The organism is Streptomyces sp. NTH33 (assembly GCF_003236365.1).
In the GTDB taxonomy this organism is placed as follows: Bacteria; Actinomycetota; Actinomycetes; order Streptomycetales; family Streptomycetaceae; genus Streptomyces.
Genome location: NZ_POTZ01000003.1, coordinates 1 through 17,608 on the forward strand (window position 1 = coordinate 1; position 17,608 = coordinate 17,608).

The following is a 17,608-nucleotide window of genomic DNA, read 5'->3' on the forward strand; positions in this document are numbered from 1 at the left end:
GCGCGGGCAGGGGCGGCGGTCGCCGCGCAACCGGGAAGCCGGGGGCGCGGACCGCGACGAGCGCCGTCGGTCCCGCCCTGATGCGGACCCCCACCGACCCGGCGGGGGTCCGGCAGGCGACCGGACCACTCAGTCGACCGGCCAGGTGTGGACCGGGGCGTTGAGGTGCATGTAGTCGCTGTACATCCGCGTCATGCGCCGCAGGGCCTCGTGGCGGCCGACGTGGGTGGTGTCGTCGAGGTGGTGGAACATCTCCTTCTGCCAGACCGCTCCGTTGCGGCCGGTGACGCACCGCTGCTCGATGATGCCGAGCAGCGGCTCCCGCCAGGCATCGTCCATGCCGGAGCGCTCCAGCCCCCGGTGCGCCAGCGGCAGCAGCCGCCGCAGGACGAGTTCGGGCACCGGCACCTCGCCCATCCCGGGCCAGTACAGCCGTGCCTCGATGCCGTGCCGGGCCGCCGTGTGCAGGTTGTCCTCGGCGGCCGAGAAGGACATCCGGGACCACACCGGCCGGTCCTCCTCCACCAGGGCGCGGGTGAGCCCGTAGTAGAAGGCTCCGCTGGCGAGGGTGTCGGCGACGGTCGGGCCGGCGGGCAGTACACGGTTCTCCACCCGCAGGTGCGGTTTGTCGTGGGCGATGGCGTAGACCGGGCGGTTCCAGCGGTAGATGGTGCCGTTGTGCAGGGTCAGCTCGCTCAGCTCGGGGACGTCGCCGCGGTCCAGCGTCTCCGCGGGGCTCTGCTCGTCGCACAGGGGCAGCAGCGCCGGGAAGTAGCGCAGGTTCTCCTCGAAGAGGTCGAAGACGCTGTTGATCCACCGCTCCCCGAACCACACCCGGGGCCGCACCCCCTGCATCTTGATCTCCTGCGGGCGGGTGTCGGTGGCCTGCTCGAACAGCGGGATACGGGTCTCGTGCCACAGCTCCTTGCCGAACAGGAACGGAGAGTTCGCCGCCAGCGCGACCTGGACACCGGCGATCGCCTGCGCCGCGTTCCAGTAGCCGGCGAACTCCTCCGGGGACACCTGGAGGTGGAACTGGGTGCTGGTGCACGCGGCCTCCGGGGTGATCGTGTCCGCGTAGGTCCGCAGCCGGTCGTCGCCGTCCACCTCGATGCGCAGGTCCTCGCCCCGGGCCGCGAAGACCTGGTCGTTGAGCAGCCGGTAGCGCGGGTTCTCCGACAGCGCGGCCTCGCCGACGTCCTCCTGCCGCAGCGTGGGAAGGATACCGATCATGATCAGATGCGCGCCGACCGACCGCGCGCGCTGCTCCGCGTGGTTCAGCGCGGCGCGGATCTCGGACTCCCAGGCGTCGGGGCCGCCCGCCGTCAGCCGGCGGGGCGGAATGTTGATCTCGAGGTTGAACCGGCCCAGTTCCGTGGACCAGGCGGGATCCGCGATCGCCTCGAGCACATCGCTGTTGCGCATCGCCGGCTCCGCCTCGCCGTCGACCAGGTTCAGCTCGATCTCCAGCCCGACCTGGGGCCGCTCGGACTCGAACCGCGACTCGCGCAGCATCTGCGCGAACGCCTCGAGGCACTCCTTCATCTTGTTCCGGTACCGGCGGCGGTCCTCTCGGGTGAAGACCATAGCCGGGACGTCACGCCCCATCGGCCCTCCCGGATTTCCCTCCAGGGACACCTCACCTCCCCAGCGTCGCACCACCGGGCGAACCTGACCAGGCGGGGAGAGGATGGGCACCGCAGGGGGGCCGGCCGGGTGAGTGCCCCGGGGCGTGATGCCGTGACCGTGGGAAAGGGCGAAGGGAGCCGGGATGGCAGAGCGGTTCTCCGTGGGTGACCACGTGCGGTGGAACTCCGAAGCGGGGTACGTGGAGGGAGTCGTCGTCAAGAAGCACACGAAGGACGTGGAGTACAAGGGGCACATGCGCCGGTGCACCGAGGAAGACCCCCAGTACGAGATCAGGAGCGACAAGACCGGCCATGTCGCCATGCACAAGGGGGGTGCGCTGACGAGACTGCAGAGGTAGGAGGATGGCGAACCGCATCTGTACGGTGGGACACTCGACCCGCGACTTCGACGAGATGCTGACGATGTTGCGGAACAACGACGTCACTCATCTGGTCGATGTCCGCTCCTTCCCCTCGTCGAGGAAGTTCCCGCAGTGGAACCGGCCGGCGATCGTCGATGCGCTGCCCGCCGACATCGGATACCGGTGGATCCGGGAACTGGGCGGCCGTCGGCACACCCCCGAGGGCACGCCGAGCGCGAACGGGGCGTGGCGCGTCAAGGCGTTCCGCGATTACGCCGACTACATGGCGACGGACGCGTTCGCGGAGGGCCTGAACGAACTGCTCGAACTGGCAGAGCGTGAACGGCCGGCGATCATGTGCAGTGAGGCGGTGCCGTGGCGCTGCCATCGCCGGCTGATCACCGACGCGCTGATCGTCGCAGGCGTGGAGGTCGTGCACATCATGTCGCCCACGACGACGAAGCCCGCCACTTTGCACGAGCACGCACGCGTCCGGGGCGGGCGGTTGACCTACCCGGTCCCGGCCGCCGGGTAGCCCTGGACCGGCTTCGTGATGCGTGCCGACGGCCGGCCCGGCACGCGGACGATGCGGGCCGGTCCGGCGATGCCGGGCCACGGCACGGTCCGGCGGCGCGGCAGACCGCGCTTCGAGCGGAGGCGGCAGGTCGCCTCCCGGACGGCGGGAACCCCCGGTTCCCGCCGCCGTCCGCTCTCCGGCGCGTGGGCACGGTGCGACGGCTTCCCGGCGGTCGGCATCGCCGATTCCCGGAAAGGCGGACCGTGGCCGTGTCTGTGACCGTGGCTCATCCGCAACTCCTGTGCCGACAAGGGCGTACTGCTTGGGACGCTCGAAGTCTTCGAAGCGTCGGTGAACAGGGGGAGTCGAGGTGATGGTGGGGCCGGGAAGCCCTGATGTGCATCGAGGGGAGGCCGAGCCCCGGATGAGAGGACGACTGGCCGACCGCGGTCCCCGCCCGGACCCTGGAGATATGACGACAACCCTGATCACCGGAGCCAACAAGGGGCTCGGATTCGAGACCGCCCGCCGCCTTGTCGCCGCCGGCCACACCGTCTACGTCGGCAGCCGGGACCTCCAGCGCGGGCGTCGCGCCACCGAACGGCTCGGCGCGCGCATGGTGCGCATCGACGTCACCGACGACGCCTCCGTCGCCGCCGCGGCGAAAGCCGTCGAGGCCGACGGCGGACTGGACGTGCTGGTCAACAACGCCGGCGTGGAAGCACGGTCACCGGACGGAGGCGTGATCGGAGCCGAGGAGGTGACCGCCGAGGCGATGCGGACGGTGTTCGAGACCAACGTCTTCGGCGTGGTGCGCGTCACCCACGCGTTCCTGCCTCTGCTGCAACGCTCCGCCAACCCGGTCGTGGTCAACGTCAGCAGCGGCCTGGCGTCGCTGACCCGGCTCACCGACCCGGACACACCGGCACACGCCTACCCGGGGGTCGCCTACCCCGCGTCGAAGGCCGCGGTCAACATGATCACTGTGCAGTACGCGAAGGCGTTTCCGCGGATGCGGATCAACGCGGTGGAGCCCGGATACACGGCGACGGACCTCAACCGTCACACGGGTACGCAGACGGTCGAGGAAGGTGCCGAGATCATCGTCCGCATGGCGCAGACGAGCCCCGACGGTCCCACCGGAGGTTACTTCGACGTCACGGGTCGCCTCCCCTGGTAGTCCGCCGGCGCCGCGCCCGGCCGAGCCGGGAACCGCCCGACGACGGTATGAGGAATTCCTACGCCTGGCGGACCGCGTTTCACGGTGGGGCTCTGCACCCAGTCCTCGGGCCATGGTCCGGGCCCCCTTGTTCCCCGGCGCAAGAGGAGTCCACCCCGGCGTCGCTGACGCCCACGGTGACGCTGATCTCCGGGAGGAGTCCGGGCAGCGGGGTGGAGGGAAGGTCCGTCGTGCGGCTGGTACAGGATGCGTTTGGCAACCACGTGAATACTCCGAGAGAACGCCGAGAGACAGAGCAGCCGCGCCTTCCCCTCTCTGCGATCAGGATCTGACGGGCACCGGCGAGATGCTGAACGGAGCCGGACCGGCCCACCCGGAGGGCACGACGGTGACTCGGTGGAGCGGGGAGGGACCGACGGGGGCGACCGAACAGCTGACGGCCTACTTCGTGATCGACTGCACGGGCGTCGGGCAGGCGCGTCCTGTACGTCCGTGTCGGCCGATCGGGTGCTGTGCGGGAGCCGTTCGCCCGAGAGAATCGATTCGGCGTACGACCGTCCCCTGATCATGCCCGGGTGAGCTCGAAACGCCGAAGTACCGTACGCCGCCGGTTCGTTCCGGCCGCCATGGGCACCCTCGGTGCCCTGTCCCTGCTGTCCGCCCTGCCCGCCGCCGCACAGCCGGCCGCCGGGCAGGGCACTCCCGCCGTGCCCGCATCGAGGAAGGCGACGGCCGCCGAGGCCGGGACCGACGCGTACCTGGACTCGGTGCGCGGCCGCCCCGGGCTGCTGCGGGATTTCTTCGTGCGGCTGCCCAAGGGCGGAGACCTGCACAACCACCTCTCCGGCGCGGTGTCCACGGAGTACCTCGTCGAACTGGCCGCCGAGGACGGGCTGTGCGTCACCACCGCGACGATGACCGCCGTCACCCCGCCGTGCGGGACCGGTACGCGCCCCGCCGCCGATGCCCGTACCGACCGCGCCTTCCACGAAGCGCTGGTGCGCGCCTGGTCCATGGAGGACTTCCCGCCCGGCCGGAGTGGCCATGACCACTTCTTCGACACCTTCGGGAAGTTCGGTGAGGTGACCTGGCGGCACCGGGGCAGGCTGCTCGCCGAGGTCGCCGACGGCGTCGTGGGCCAGAACCAGTTCTACCTGGAGACCATGGTCACCCCCGCGTCCGACGGCGCCCGGCAACTGGCCGCCGAGGTCGGCTGGGACGACGACCTCGCCGCCCTGCACCGGAAGCTGGTGGCGGGCGGGAAGCTGGACGAACTGGTGGCCGAGGCCCGCAGGGAGGCCGACGACGGCGACGCCGAGTTCCGGGCCACCGAACGCTGCGGCACCGGGCAGCCGCGGCCGGGCTGCCGGCTCACCGTCCGCTGGATCTCCCAGGCATCCCGCGGCAGCGCCCCGGAGCGGGTCTTCACACAGCTGGCGCTGGGAATGCGGCTGGCCGAGAAGGACCCGCGCTTCGTCGCGGTCAACCTCGTCCAGCCCGAGGACGGGGACAGCGCGCTGCGCGACTACAGCCTGCAGATGCGCATGGTCGGCTATCTGCGCACCCAGTACCCGAAGGCCCACGTCACCCTGCACGCGGGCGAGTTGTGGCCCGGCCTGGTCAAACCGGCGGACCTGAAGTTCCACATTGAGGAGGCCGTCGGCGTCGCCCGCACCGAGCGCGTCGGGCACGGCGTCGACCTCGTCCACGAGGACGACTGGCAGCGGACGGCCCGTACGATGGCCGCCCGCCAGGTCGCCGTCGAAGTGCCGTTCACCAGCAACGCCCAGATCCTCGGGGTCAAGGGGGCCGAGCATCCCTTCACCACCTACCGCCGCTACGGCGTCCCGGTCGTCCTGGCCACCGACGACCCCGGCGTGTCCCGGACCGACATCAGCCACGAGTACGAGTACGCGGCCGGCACCTACGGTCTGGGCTACCCCGAGCTGAAGGACCTGGCCCGCGCCTCGCTGGAGTACGCGTTCGTGCCGGGCGAGGGCCTGTGGCAGGGCAATCCCACGGCCCAGGGCTACCACCTCGTCGCGGCCTGCCGAGGTGAGCGCCCCGGTCTGCCCGTCCGGGCACCGGACTGCCGCCGTCTGCTGGCGAGCAGCCGGAAGGCGGAGCTGGAGTGGCGGCAGGAGACCGCCTTCGGCGTCTTCGAGCGGACGCACGCGCGCGCGGCGCGCTGAGACACCGCCGTATGCGCGGCCCCCGGCCCCGGCACCCCGCGAGAGGGGGCCGAAGCCGGGGGCCGGTCACCGGGAAGGAGTGGTTACTTGAACCGGACCACCTGCGGGTCGTGGTCGCTGACCTGGTCGGAGAACTCGGCGTTGATGTGGACGATCTCGTAGTGGGGCTTCTTGATGGCGGGCGAGACGAGGATGTGGTCCAGCGTCTGGGAGTTGCCGTCGTAGACGTAGCTGTACCGCTCGTTCACGGGCAGCGTGTTGATCAGGTCCGTCAGGACTCCGCCGGAGGTCAACGTGGCCAGCGGCTTGGAGAACTGGTAGTCGTTCAGGTCGCCCAGGACGACGACCTTGGCCTTCTTGTCCAGGGCCAGCAGGGAGGAGACGAAGCCGTTGACCTCCTTGGCCTGGGCCGTGCGCTGGGTCTCGGAGCCGAGCGTCGGCGGCTGGAAGACGCCGTGCGCCGGCTGGTCGCCGCCCTTGGAGTTGAAGTGGTTGCCCACCACGAAGACCTGCTCACCGCGGAAGGTGAACTCACCGACCAGCGGCTTGCGGCTGCTCTTCCAGGTGTCCGAGGCGGGGTTGATCCTGCCCGGCGAGACCGAGAGCCGCACCCCCTTCTTGCCGTCGCGGACGGCCTCGACGGCCGTGCCGGAGTCGCCGCCCTGCCGGTCCACGAAGCTCACGCGCTGGGGGTCGAAGAGGAAGACGATGCGGATGTTGCCGCCGGGCTGGCCGCCGTCCAGGCCGTTGACCGGGTCGATGGAGCGCCAGTCGTACGCCGGGCCGCCCGCCGCCTTGATGGCGTCGACGAACTTGGCGACGGTCTTGTCGGCCGCGACCGTGCCGTCGTCCGTGGGCCCGTTGTTGTCCTGGATCTCCTCCAGGCTCACGATGTCCGGGGCGGCCAGGTTCTTGACGACGCCCTGGGCCAGCCGGTCGAACTTGCTCTTGGAGTCCGCCGGGGAGAGGTTCTCGACGTTGTACGTGGCGACGGACAGCTCGTTGGACTTGCCCGGCTTCGCCACGTCCGGAGTCAGCCCGCCCGGTACGGTCGTGCCGAGCCTGGTCGCCTGGATGCTGTAGCCGCCGTAGTTGCCGTAGTCCAGCAGGCCCGCGGTCGTACCGGTGAGGGTGTCCCCGACGTCGGCCTTCAGCTTGTCGCCGGTCAGTGAGGCGACCAGCAGCCGCCCGGAGTTGGGGTTGTCGTAGCCGGTCAGGACGGTGCCGCCGCGAGGGGTCGGGTTCTGCTTCGGCTTGGTGGTGATCCACGTCTCGTTGTACGCGTTGGAGGCGCCCACGACGCGGGAGTCGCCGATCTGCACCAGCATGCCCTCATGGGACTCCAGCCAGTCCAACGCGTAGGTGTCGGGCTTCAGTTCCAGGGACTCGATGCTTCCGCCCGGGGTCTGCGGGGCGTAGGCGTCGGGCAGCGTGGCCGCGTCGACGGCCTCCGCGGCCGGCAGCGGGTTGCCGGCGGACAGGACGACGTCCTTGGGGCCGGTCAGTTCGGTGACGGACTGCGAGCCGCTGCTCTGGCCGCCGGGGTAGTACTCGCTGACCTTGCCCGAGACGAGCACCGAGTCGCCGACCTTGACCAAGGGCGTGGCGGAGCCGGTGTAGACGAAGACGGCCTCGCTGGTGGCCGGGTTCCCGTCCGGGTCCGGGTCCTGGATCCAGTAGCCCTTGGTGCCGGTGCTGCGCACGCCGGTCACCACGCCGGGCACATGGGTGACGGTCTTGCCGTTGTACGGGGAGGTCCGGGTGGTGCCCTGGATGTCGTGGATGCGCAGGCTGCCCGGTGCGGTGTCGGTGGGCGAGGGGGTGGGGGAGGGCGACGGGTCGCCGGAGCCGCCCCCGGTGCTGTTGCGCGGGCTGGGCGCGGAGCCGGTGAAGTCGGCCGCGTTGTCGTCCGTGTCGGTGAGGGCGGCGTCGCGCGAGACGGAGGTGGTGTTGCCGGCCCCGGTGGCGGGGCTGCCCTCGCGCACCACGGCGGTGCCGAAGCCCACCAGGTCCTTGACGGTGCCGTCCGCCGCACAGTCGGCGGCGGTCAGGCAGGTGAGCGCGGTGGTCGAGTGGACCAGCGCGACGGTGCCGCTGGTCGCCGACATGGCGATGGTGCCGGTGGCGTCGGGCGTCGGCAGGGCGGTGTCGCCCGCGGAGCCCTTGGCCTCCTGGACCAGGTAGTTGCCGCCCGCGGGAATGGTTCCCGTCAGCGGCGTGACCTGCCACTTGGTAGTGGCGGTGGGCGAGCCGCTGAGGTATTGCACGGACCAGCCGCTCAGGTCGAACGGCGCCGTGCCGGCGTTGCCGAGCTCGATGAAGTCGTGGGTGAGGGGGGCGCCGGAGTTGCCACCGCCGCCGTAGACCTCGGAGATGACGGCGTCCGGCGACGGTGCCGCCTGGGCGGTGAGGGGAAGGGCGATCAGTGATCCGGCGATGCCGAGGGGAAGCGCGATGAGGCCGGCCTTGACACCTCTGCCGCGCAGGGCGAGCGGTATGCGTGGAGACACGTGGGGCTCTTTCGTAGGGGAGTCGATGAGAGAACGACGCGACAAAAGCCGTGGGAGGTGGCGACGACTCGTGGAAAGATACGCGCGTAGATTGCCTGCAACAAGGTGTGGGGCGGACCAAGACGCAAGTGTTTCCGCACTGTTCGCCGGAACGACCGTCCGGCAGGGGGACGCCCTGCGGTCCGCGTGCCGTGTCCCGCGCGTCCACACGGGCTGTTTTCCCGCCCGCCCGGAAACGGCCGGGTCCGTGGTGTCACCGCGGCACGACGAAGGCGGGCGCCGCACCCCTTTGAGGGGTGCGGCGCCTGATCCACGGCACCGGTTCCTCCCCCGTCTCCCACGGTCTCGGCCGCAACGGGCGTGTGCCCTCGTGCTCGAGGCGACCGACCGCCGTGGCGCTCCCCGGGCCGGGATCCCGGCCGTCTTCGGTCGCGCCGTCTCCTGCCGGGCCATGACCGGCCGCCTGCCGGCGGAACGGACCCGGCGCGTTCGACCAGGTCGCCGTAATCGACCAGGTCGCCGTACCGGAGGAGGACGTCCTCCGGCCGCACCGGCGGACGGCGTGCCTCAGCCCTCAGCCGTACTCAGGTGCACTCGGCTGTCGAAGGTGCACTCAGCTGTCGAAGTCGACGGTCAGCTTCTCGGAGACGGGGAACGTCTGGCAGGTCAGTACGTATCCGGCGTCGACCTCGGAGGGTTCGAGCGCGTAGTTGCGGCGCATGTCGGCCTCGCCGTCGGTGACCAGGGCACGGCAGGTGCCGCACACGCCGCCCTTGCAGGCGAACGGCATGTCGGGGCGCACCCGGGTCGCCCCGTCCAGGATCGTCGTCTCACGGGAGAGCGGGGAGGTGGTGGAGCGGCCGTCGAGGGTGATGGTGACCTGGCTGACCGGGCCGTCCGCGGCGGCGTCCTCGTGGCGGACGGTGCGGATCGGCTCGTCGTCGGCGAAGAACAGTTCCTGGTGGACGCGGTCCTCCGGGACGCCGAGGTCCCCGAGGAGCTTCTGCGCGTCACGGACCATGCCGTGCGGGCCGCACAGCCACCAGTGGTCCGCGCCGCGCACGTCCACGAGACCGTCGATGAGGGCGGCGAGGCGCTCGGCGTCCAGGCGCCCCGACAGCAGTTCGGCCTCGCGCGGCTCGCGGGACAGCACGTGTCCGAGCTGGAAGCGGGTGGGGTAGAGGTCCTTCAGGTCCGCGAGTTCGTCGGCGAACATCACCGTGTCGGTGCGGCGGTTGCCGTAGAAGAGCGTGACCCGGGAGCGGGTGTCCGCGGCCAGCACGGACTCGGCTATGGACAGCATCGGGGTGATGCCGGAGCCGGCGGCTATCAGGACGTGGTGGCCCGGTTCGGCGAGGTCGGGGGTGAAGACACCGGTGGGCGCCATCACCTCGACCGTGTCCCCGGGGCGTACCTCGTGGACCAGCCAGGAGGAGAACAGGCCACCGGGCACGACCCGCACACCTATGCGGGGGCAGGAGCCGACGGGGGAGCAGATGGAGTACGAGCGGCGCTCGTCGCGGCCGTCGATCTCGCGGCGCAGGGTGAGCGACTGGCCGGGCCGGTGGGCGAACTCCTCCGCCAGCTCGTCGGGTATGTCGAAGCTGATGGCGGCCGCGTCGTCGCACAGCGGCTGCACCGCGGCGACCCGCAGCGGATGGAAGGCCGGACGGCGCCGCGGGCGCGCGGGGGCGGCGGACACGGGGGTGTCCGCCGTCGTGGGGGTCGGGCCCATCAGATCTCCTTGACGTACTCGAACGGCTCCAGGCAGCTGCGGCAGCGCCACAGGGCCTTGCAGGAAGTGGCGGAGAAGCGGGACGTCTCCTCGGTGTCCGACGACCCGCAGCGGGGACACGCCACGGCGCGGCGCGTGGCCGACAGCTGAAGCGGCACGGGCCCGCCGGTGCGCCGGGGCGCGGCACCGGGCGGCGCGATGCCGGCCTCGGCGAGCCTGCGGCGGCCCTCGGGCGTGATCCAGTCCGTCGTCCACGGCGGGTCGAGCACCGTACGGATCTCCACCCGCGCGAAGCCGGCCGCCCGCAGCCGCGCGGCGACGTCGGCGCGCATCTCCGCCATCGCGGGACAGCCCGAGTAGGTGGGGGTCAGGTCCGCGACGACCGTGCCGTCCTGCCTCACCTCGACGTCGCGCAGGACGCCGAGGTCGGCCAGGGTGAGCATCGGCAGCTCCGGGTCCGGGACCTGCTCGGCCACGCGCCGGGCGCGCCGCTCGTCCAGGGTGGTCACCATGTCGCCTCCGGGTGGGCGCGGGCCACGCTCTGCAGCTCGGCCAGCAGGGGGGCCAGGTGCTCGGTGTGGTCGCCCTCCCTGCCCTGTCCGGGCAGGGCCCCGGCCTCGGGCAGCTCCAGCCCGGCGGCGTCGAGGACCTGCTGGAGCACGGCCGTCGTCTCCTCCCGCACGTTCGCCGGGTCGACGCCGAATCCCGGCCGGGACGCGAAGAGTTCGGCCGTGTACGGGGCGATGCCGGCCAGGGCGGCCCGCATCCGCCGGTGGGACTCCTCGGTGCCGTCGCCCAGGCGCACCGCCCAGTCGGCCGCGAACTGGCGGTGGTAGGCGAGTTCGTTGACCCCCTTGGCCGCGATGGCCTTCAGGACCGGGTCCGGTGCGGTGGCCGCGAGCCGCTGGAAGACGGCCAGGCGCCAGCAGGACAGGACCAGCAGCCGGGTGATGGAGAACGCGAAGTCGCCGTTGGGGAGTTCGGCGAGCCGGACGTTGCGGAAGTCCTCCGCGTCGCGGAAGTAGGCGTAGGCGTCCTCGCCCCGGCCGCTGCCGTCCACCTGCCCGGCGCGCGCGTACAGCAGCCGTGCCTGGCCGAGCAGGTCGAGGCCTATGTTGGCCAGGGCCACCTCCTCCTCCAGCTCCGGGGCCCGGGTGCACCACTGGGCCAGGCGCTGCGCGCCGACCAGGGCGTCGTCGCCGAGGGCCAGGCAGCACGCGGCCAGCTCGGCGGCGTCGACCGCGGCCGGCACGGTGGTGTCGACGCCGTGCAGCGGGTCCTCGAACCCGGTGCCGAAGGCCCAGCGGGCGTCCGAGTCCCCGTGGTCCTCGACCAGGGACAGGTAGACGTGGTCGTCGGTGACGTCGCTCATGTCGTCCTGCTCCTAGATGTGGGGGACATCGTCGGGGATGTCGTAGAAGGTGGGGTGGCGGTAGACCTTGTCGGCGCTGGGGGCGAAGAAGGGGTCCTTCTCGTCGCGTGTGGAGGCGGCTATGTGCTCCGAGCGGACCACCCAGATGCTCACGCCCTCGTTGCGCCGGGTGTACAGGTCGCGGGCGTGGCTGAGCGCCATCGCGTCGTCGGCTGCGTGCAGGGAGCCGACGTGGACGTGGTTCAGGCCGCGCTTGCCGCGGACGAAGACCTCGTACAGCGGCCAGCCGTTCTTCGTGCCCTCGGTGTTGCTCATGCCGCCGTTCCTTCCTGGGTGTTCTGCGCTTCCTGGGCCCGCGCGGACCGGGCGGCCCGCTTGGCCGCGTGGGCGGTCGCCGCCTCGCGCACCCAGGCGCCCTCCTCGTGGGCGGCCCGCCGCCGTGCGACGCGCTGCTCGTTGCAGGGGCCGTCGCCGCTGATCACGCGCTTGAGCTCGGACCAGTCGGGGGTGCCGAAGTCGTGGTGGCCGCGCTCCTCGTTCCAGCGCAGCTCGGGGTCGGGCAGGGTGACGCCCAGCTTGGCGGCCTGCGGGACGGTCATGTCGACGAAGCGCCGGCGCAGTTCGTCGTTGCTGTGCCGCTTGATCTTCCAGGCCATCGAGGCCGCGGAGTTGGGGGAGTCGCCGTCGGGCGGGCCGAACATCATCAGGGACGGCCACCACCAGCGGTTCACCGCGTCCTGCACCATCTCGCGCTGGGCGTCGGTGCCGCGCATCATCGTCATCAGCAGCTCGTAGCCCTGCCGCTGGTGGAACGACTCCTCCTTGCAGATCCGCACCATCGAGCGGGCGTACGGACCGTAGGAGCTGCGGCACAGCGGCACCTGGTTGCAGATCGCCGCGCCGTCGACGAACCAGCCGATCACGCCGACGTCGGCGAAGGTCGGCGTCGGGTAGTTGAAGATCGACGAGTACTTCTGCCGGCCCTCGATGAGGCGCTCGGTGAGGTCCGCGCGGTCGGCGCCCAGGGTCTCGGCCGCCGAGTACAGGTACAGGCCGTGTCCGGCCTCGTCCTGGACCTTCGCGAAGAGGATGGCCTTGCGGCGCAGCGAGGGCGCCCTGGTGATCCACTCGCCCTCCGGCTGCATGCCGATGATCTCCGAGTGGGCGTGCTGCGCGATCTGCCGGATCAGCGTCCTGCGGTAGCCCTCGGGCATCCAGTCCCGGGGCTCGATTCGCTGGTCCTTCGCGATCGTCGCGTCGAACTGCTCCTGGAGCCGCCGCTCCGCACCGTCGTCGCCCGACTGAGCGCCCTGTGACGTGGTCATCGATAACCAGCTCCCCAACCGACCGTTCGTTCGGTACATAGTCTGTCGAATTTCGGCGGCTCCGGCAACCCCCTGGGCACCGCCTCACACTCCGGTACGGTGCCCGGCTCCGCCCCGGCCGCTCCCGGCGAGGTCACTGCCAGGTGTAGAACCCCTGCCCCGACTTGCGGCCCAGCTCGCCCCGGGCGACCTTGTCGCGCAGCAGCTGCGGCGGGGCGAACCGCTCCCCGAGGGTGGCGTGCAGGTATTCGGCGATGGCCAGGCGCACATCCAGCCCCACCAGGTCGGTCAGGCGCAGCGGACCCATCGGGTGCTTGTAGCCGAGGCTCATCGCGTCGTCGATGGCCTCCGGCTCGGCGACCCCGTCCTCGACCATGCGGATCGCCTCCAGGCCGAGCGCCAGGCCGAGCCGGCTGCTGGCGAAACCGGGGGAGTCCCTGACGACGACGTCCTTCTTGCCGAGCGCCCGGGTCCAGGCCAGCGCGGCCCGCACGACCTCGGGCGAGGTGTCCGGTGCGACGACGACCTCGACCAGTTCGGAGGCGGGCACGGGGTTGAAGAAGTGCATGCCCAGGAAGCGGCCCGGCGCCTTCAGCGCCGAGGCCAGTTCGGTCACCGACAGCGAGCTGGTGTTGGTGGCCAGCACGGTCGTGGCGTCCACAGCCTGTTCCGTCGCGGCGAGCACCCGGGCCTTGAGGGCGGCGTCCTCGGGAACGGCCTCGACGACCAGTCCGGCATCCGGCGGCAGCCCCTCCACGGACTCCACGGTCGTGACCCGGCCGAGCACCTGCTCGGCGGGCTCGGCGAGCTTGCCGCGCTCGGCGGCCCGCCGCAGCCCGGTGGCGACCCGGTCCAGCGCCGCGGCGGCGGCCTGCGCCCCGCTCTCCACGACGGTCACGGACGAGCCGATCGCCGCGAACGACTGCGCGATGCCGGCCCCCATCCGGCCGCCGCCGATCACACCGACGACGGCGGGCGCGGTCGGACTGCTCATGCCTTGCTCCTGTTCTTCCTCGCCAGGAAACGCGTCATACGGTCCTGCTTGTCCCGGCCCTCGAAGAGCACGGCCTGCGCCAGGTCGTCGGCGACCGGATGCGCGCCCGGCGCGTCGACGACGAGCTTGGTCAGGCGCAGCGCCGTGGCCGAGGAACGCGCCATGCGGTCCAGCAGCGCGTGCGCCTCGTCGAGCAGCTTCTCCGCGGGCACGACGTCGATGACGAGGCCCGCCGCCAGAGCCGCCCGCGCGTCCAGATTCCGTCCGGCGAGCAGCACCTGCTTGGCGACCGACTCGCCGACCAGCTCCGAAAGCCGCCAGCAGGCCCCGGCCGCCGCCAGGATGCCGAGCCCCGGCTCCGGATTGCCGAAGACGGCATCGGGGCCGGCGATACGGATGTCGCAGGCGTACGACAACTCGGCGCCGCCGCCCAGGGCCCAGCCGTCGACGGCGGCCACCGTCGGCATGGGCAGCCTGCGTACCCGCTCGAACAGACGGCTGTTGATCCCCTGCAGCGCCTCGTCCCGGCCGCGCCGCAGCAGCTCCGCGATGTCGGCGCCGCCCGCGAAGACGTTGCCGTGGCCGGTGAGCAGCAGCAGCTTCGGATCGTCTTCCAGCAGGTCGCAGACCGCGTGCAGTTCGCGGATCATCAGCCCGCTGATGGCGTTGCGCGCCTCGGGGCGGTGCAGGGTGACCACGACCCGGTCCTCGCGCTCCTCGACGAGCAGCGTCTCGTACGCCGTGTCACTCGTCGTGTCACTCGCCGTGTCGTTCGTCATGTCGTTCGGAGCGTCACTCATACCCGCTCCACCAGCATCGCCATGCCCTGCCCGACGCCCACGCACAGCGTGGCCAGGCCACGGCGGGCGTCCTCGCGCTCCAGGCGGCCCAGCAGTGTGAGGAGGATACGGGCGCCCGAGCAGCCCAGCGGGTGGCCGAGCGCGATGGCGCCGCCGTCGGCGTTGACCTTGTCCTCGTCGAGCTTGAGCCGGCGGACGACCGCCAGCGCCTGCGCGGCGAAGGCCTCGTTGAGCTCGACGGCGTCCAGATCGGCGGTCTGCCAGCCGGCGCGGGCGAGCGCCTTCTGCGTGGCGGGGACCGGCCCGAGGCCCATGACGTTGGGCTGCACCCCGGCCGAGGCGGACGTCACGACCCGGGCACGTGGCGTGAGCCCGTACCGCTCGACGGCCGCCGCGCTCGCCACCACCAGGGCCGCGGCCCCGTCGGACAGCGGCGAGGACGAACCCGCGGTGACGATGCCGTCCTTGCGGAAGATCGTGCGCAAGGAGGCCAGCTTCTCCGGCGTCGTCGACGGGCGCGGCCCCTCGTCGCGCTCCACGAGGCCGTCCTTCACCGGGACCGGAACGATCTCGCGGTCGAAGTGCCCGGCCTCCTGCGCGGCGACGGCACGCCGGTGGCTGCGCAGCGCGAAGGCGTCGGAGTCGGCGCGGGTGATGCCGTCGAGCGCGGCGACCTCCTCGGCCGTCTCGCCCATCGACAGGGTCACCTTCACCGTCTCGGGGCCCGCGCCGGCGGGCACCGCGCGGTCGGCGGCGGCGAAGCGCGGGTTGGTGAAGCGCCAGCCCAGGGACGTGTCGTGCACCTCGCCCGGCTTGGACCAGGGGGTGCCCGGCTTCTCCATGACCCACGGGGCCCGGGTCATCGACTCCACGCCGCCCGCGACGACCAGATCGGCCTCCCCGGACCGGATCGCCTGGGCCGCGGAGGCGACCGCGGTCAGGCCCGAGGCGCACAGCCGGTTGACCGTGTAGCCGGGCACCGTGTGCGGAAGCCCGGCGAGCAGCACGGCCATGCGCGCCACGTCGCGGTTGTCCTCGCCGGCCTGGTTCGCCGCGCCCAGGATGACCTCGTCCACGGCCTCGGCCGGGATCGCGGCGCGGCGGACGGCCTCACCGACCACCAGGGCGGCCAGGTCATCGGGGCGTACGGAGGCCAGGGCGCCGCCGTAGCGGCCCTGCGGGGTGCGGGCCCCGTCGATGAGAAAGACCTCGTCAGGCATGGGTACCCTCCTGGGGGACGACGGGGCGGCGCGACTGCAGCGTCGCGAAGCGGCCCGTGACGAACGCGGGGTCGGACAGGGTGGCGCTGGCCGCGGGGTTGGCGGCGCTGCCGTGGAAGTCGCTGAACGCCGCGGACTGGTTGACGAAGACCCCGCCCGTGAGGTTCTCCGACAGGTGCACCCCCGCGTCCAGGGCCGCCGACTCGGCCGCGGCGAGGACCTCCTCACGGGTGGAGTGCACCGCGGCGGTGAGCGCACCGTGGGCGCGCACCGTGTCACGGAAGACCCGCAGGCTGTGCTCGGTGGAGTCGGTGGCGATGACGAAGGAGACGGGCCCGAACCACTCGCGGGTGTACGTCTCCTCGTCCGCCTCCGCGTCCAGGCGCGCGACCAGCGGCGTACGGACGACGGCCCGCGGGTACTCGGGGTGTTCGACGGGCTGCGAGGGATGCGCGACGCCGTCCAGCGCCGCCGCCTTCTCCAGACGCTCGAGCACCCCGTCGTTGACGATCGCGCCGAGCGTGCCGGCCGCACGCGCCGGATCGCCCAGCAGCTTGTCCAGCGCGGCGCCCAGGTCCGCGGCGAACTCGTCGGGGCTCTTCACGCCCTGGTCGGTGGCGATGCCCGCGCGGGGGATCAGCAGGTTCTGCGGGGTGGTGCACATCTGCCCGCTGTACAGGGACAGCGAGAACGCGAGGTTGCCCAGCAGCCCGCGGTAGTCGTCGGTGGAGTCCAGGACGACCGTGTTCAGGCCCGCCTTCTCGGTGTACACGGCGGCCTGGCGGGCGTTGGTCTCCAGCCAGTCGCCGAACTCCGTGGAGCCGGTGAAGTCGATGACGCGGACGTCGGGGTGGAGCGCGAGGAGGCCCGCGGTCCGCTCGCCGGGCTCCTCGGCGGCCAAAATCACGAGGTTGGGATCGAAACCCGCCTCGGCCAGGACCTCGCGGGCGGTCCGCACGGTGAGCGCCAGCGGCAGCACGGCGCCCGGATGCGGCTTGACCACGACCGGGTTGCCGGTGACCAGGCTGGCGAACAGGCCCGGATAGCCGTTCCACGTCGGGAAGGTGTTGCAGGCGATCAGCAGCGAGACACCACGGCCGACCGGGGTGAACTTCTTGTCCATGACCAGCGCCCCGCCCTTGCGCTGCGGCTTGGTCCAGCGGGCCGAGGCCGGGTGCCGCTTCTGCTCGGCCCAGGCGTAGGCGACGGCCTCCAGGCCGCGGTCCTGCGCGTGCGGGCCGCCCGCCTGGAACGCCATGACGAAGGCCTGGCCGGTGGTGTGCTGCACGGCGTGCGCGTTCTCGAAACTCGCGGCGTTCAGCCGGGCCAGGATCTCGGCGGCGACTCCGGCCCGTACGTCGGGGCCCGCCGCGCGCCAGGTGCCGGTGGCCGCCTTTGCGGCTGCCACGGCCTCCTCGGGCGTCACACGGGGGTAGCTGATCCCGAGCGCGAAGCCGTAGGGAGAGGTCTCGGTGGCCCGCACGGTCCCGTCCCCGGGGTGCCCGGGCAGCTCGAACGGCTTGCCCAACTGGTCCCGGAAGGCGGCCTCGCCGAGCTTCGCGGCCTCCTCGCCGTACACCGACCTGCTGGGCGACTCCGGATACGGCGTCCAGTGGTCCCGGCTCGCGGTGGCCGCGACGGCCTTGTCCAGCAGTTCTCGGTGGCGGGCGAAGAAATCGACGGGCTCGGGAGTGGCGTGTGGCATGCGGTCCACCTCTTGACAGGCAGTGGCGAAGCTTGAATTACTTGGCTTTGCCGACGCTAACCGAATGT

15 protein-coding genes are annotated in these 17,608 nt (G+C 71.9%); 4 read left to right on the forward strand and 11 right to left on the reverse strand.

The annotated features are described in order from the left end of the window. Positions 1 to 129: 129 nt before the first annotated feature. Positions 130 to 1,608: a glutamate-cysteine ligase family protein gene (locus C1I97_RS00555; RefSeq protein ID WP_111001224.1), complete on the reverse strand. Its 1,479-nt coding sequence runs from the start codon at positions 1,606 to 1,608 to the stop codon at positions 130 to 132. Positions 1,609 to 1,771: 163 nt separating this feature from the next. Between C1I97_RS00555 and C1I97_RS00560 the strand changes: the two genes are divergently transcribed. The 4 genes from C1I97_RS00560 to C1I97_RS00580 all read left to right on the forward strand — a co-directional run bounded on the left by C1I97_RS00560 (position 1,772) and on the right by C1I97_RS00580 (position 5,879). Next, on the forward strand, positions 1,772 to 1,987 hold the full coding sequence (locus C1I97_RS00560; RefSeq protein ID WP_111001225.1) for a DUF2945 domain-containing protein: 216 nt from the start codon (positions 1,772 to 1,774) through the stop codon (positions 1,985 to 1,987). A 4-nt stretch (positions 1,988 to 1,991) separates the two neighbouring features. Then, positions 1,992 to 2,525 (forward strand): DUF488 domain-containing protein, encoded by a 534-nt coding sequence (locus tag C1I97_RS00565; protein WP_111001226.1) that lies wholly within the window; start codon positions 1,992 to 1,994, stop codon positions 2,523 to 2,525. A 454-nt stretch (positions 2,526 to 2,979) separates the two neighbouring features. Further along, complete coding sequence (locus C1I97_RS00575; RefSeq protein ID WP_111001228.1) at positions 2,980 to 3,687, forward strand: SDR family NAD(P)-dependent oxidoreductase; 708 nt, start codon at positions 2,980 to 2,982, stop codon at positions 3,685 to 3,687. Positions 3,688 to 4,313: 626 nt separating this feature from the next. Next, positions 4,314 to 5,879, forward strand: coding sequence for an adenosine deaminase family protein (locus tag C1I97_RS00580; RefSeq protein WP_181446492.1), 1,566 nt, complete (start codon positions 4,314 to 4,316; stop codon positions 5,877 to 5,879). 83 nt (positions 5,880 to 5,962) lie between these two features. On the opposite strand, the gene C1I97_RS00585 is transcribed toward C1I97_RS00580, so the two are convergent. From C1I97_RS00585 to paaN, 10 genes are all read right to left on the reverse strand, one after another. Further along, positions 5,963 to 8,389, reverse strand: coding sequence for a lamin tail domain-containing protein (locus C1I97_RS00585; RefSeq protein WP_111001230.1), 2,427 nt, complete (start codon positions 8,387 to 8,389; stop codon positions 5,963 to 5,965). Between the two features lie 613 nt (positions 8,390 to 9,002). Next, complete coding sequence (gene paaE / locus C1I97_RS00590) at positions 9,003 to 10,124, reverse strand: 1,2-phenylacetyl-CoA epoxidase subunit PaaE (protein WP_111001231.1); 1,122 nt, start codon at positions 10,122 to 10,124, stop codon at positions 9,003 to 9,005. After that, on the reverse strand, positions 10,124 to 10,636 hold the full coding sequence (gene paaD / locus C1I97_RS00595) for a 1,2-phenylacetyl-CoA epoxidase subunit PaaD (RefSeq protein WP_111001232.1): 513 nt from the start codon (positions 10,634 to 10,636) through the stop codon (positions 10,124 to 10,126). The genes paaE and paaD overlap by 1 nt, the downstream gene beginning before the upstream one ends. After that, a complete protein-coding gene (gene paaC / locus C1I97_RS00600) occupies positions 10,630 to 11,496 on the reverse strand; it encodes a 1,2-phenylacetyl-CoA epoxidase subunit PaaC (protein WP_111001233.1) in 867 nt (288 codons plus the stop codon). The genes paaD and paaC overlap by 7 nt, the downstream gene beginning before the upstream one ends. A 12-nt stretch (positions 11,497 to 11,508) precedes the next feature. Continuing rightward, positions 11,509 to 11,811, reverse strand: coding sequence for a 1,2-phenylacetyl-CoA epoxidase subunit PaaB (paaB, locus tag C1I97_RS00605; protein WP_073947825.1), 303 nt, complete (start codon positions 11,809 to 11,811; stop codon positions 11,509 to 11,511). After that, positions 11,808 to 12,821 (reverse strand): 1,2-phenylacetyl-CoA epoxidase subunit PaaA, encoded by a 1,014-nt coding sequence (paaA, locus tag C1I97_RS00610; RefSeq protein ID WP_111001234.1) that lies wholly within the window; start codon positions 12,819 to 12,821, stop codon positions 11,808 to 11,810. Before paaA ends, paaB begins: the two co-directional genes overlap by 4 nt. Before the next feature lie 133 nt (positions 12,822 to 12,954). Beyond that, a complete protein-coding gene (locus C1I97_RS00615) occupies positions 12,955 to 13,815 on the reverse strand; it encodes a 3-hydroxyacyl-CoA dehydrogenase family protein (RefSeq protein ID WP_111001235.1) in 861 nt (286 codons plus the stop codon). Beyond that, the gene (locus C1I97_RS00620; protein WP_111001267.1) at positions 13,812 to 14,594 is read right to left on the reverse strand and encodes an enoyl-CoA hydratase/isomerase family protein; all 783 of its coding nucleotides are present in this window, start codon (positions 14,592 to 14,594) and stop codon (positions 13,812 to 13,814) included. The genes C1I97_RS00615 and C1I97_RS00620 overlap by 4 nt, the downstream gene beginning before the upstream one ends. 17 nt (positions 14,595 to 14,611) lie before the next feature. Further along, positions 14,612 to 15,835 (reverse strand): thiolase family protein, encoded by a 1,224-nt coding sequence (locus C1I97_RS00625; protein WP_111001236.1) that lies wholly within the window; start codon positions 15,833 to 15,835, stop codon positions 14,612 to 14,614. Then, entirely contained in the window at positions 15,828 to 17,540 is a 1,713-nt protein-coding gene (paaN, locus tag C1I97_RS00630) for a phenylacetic acid degradation protein PaaN (RefSeq protein ID WP_111001237.1), read from the reverse strand. Before paaN ends, C1I97_RS00625 begins: the two co-directional genes overlap by 8 nt. Between the last annotated feature and the right edge of the window lie 68 nt (positions 17,541 to 17,608).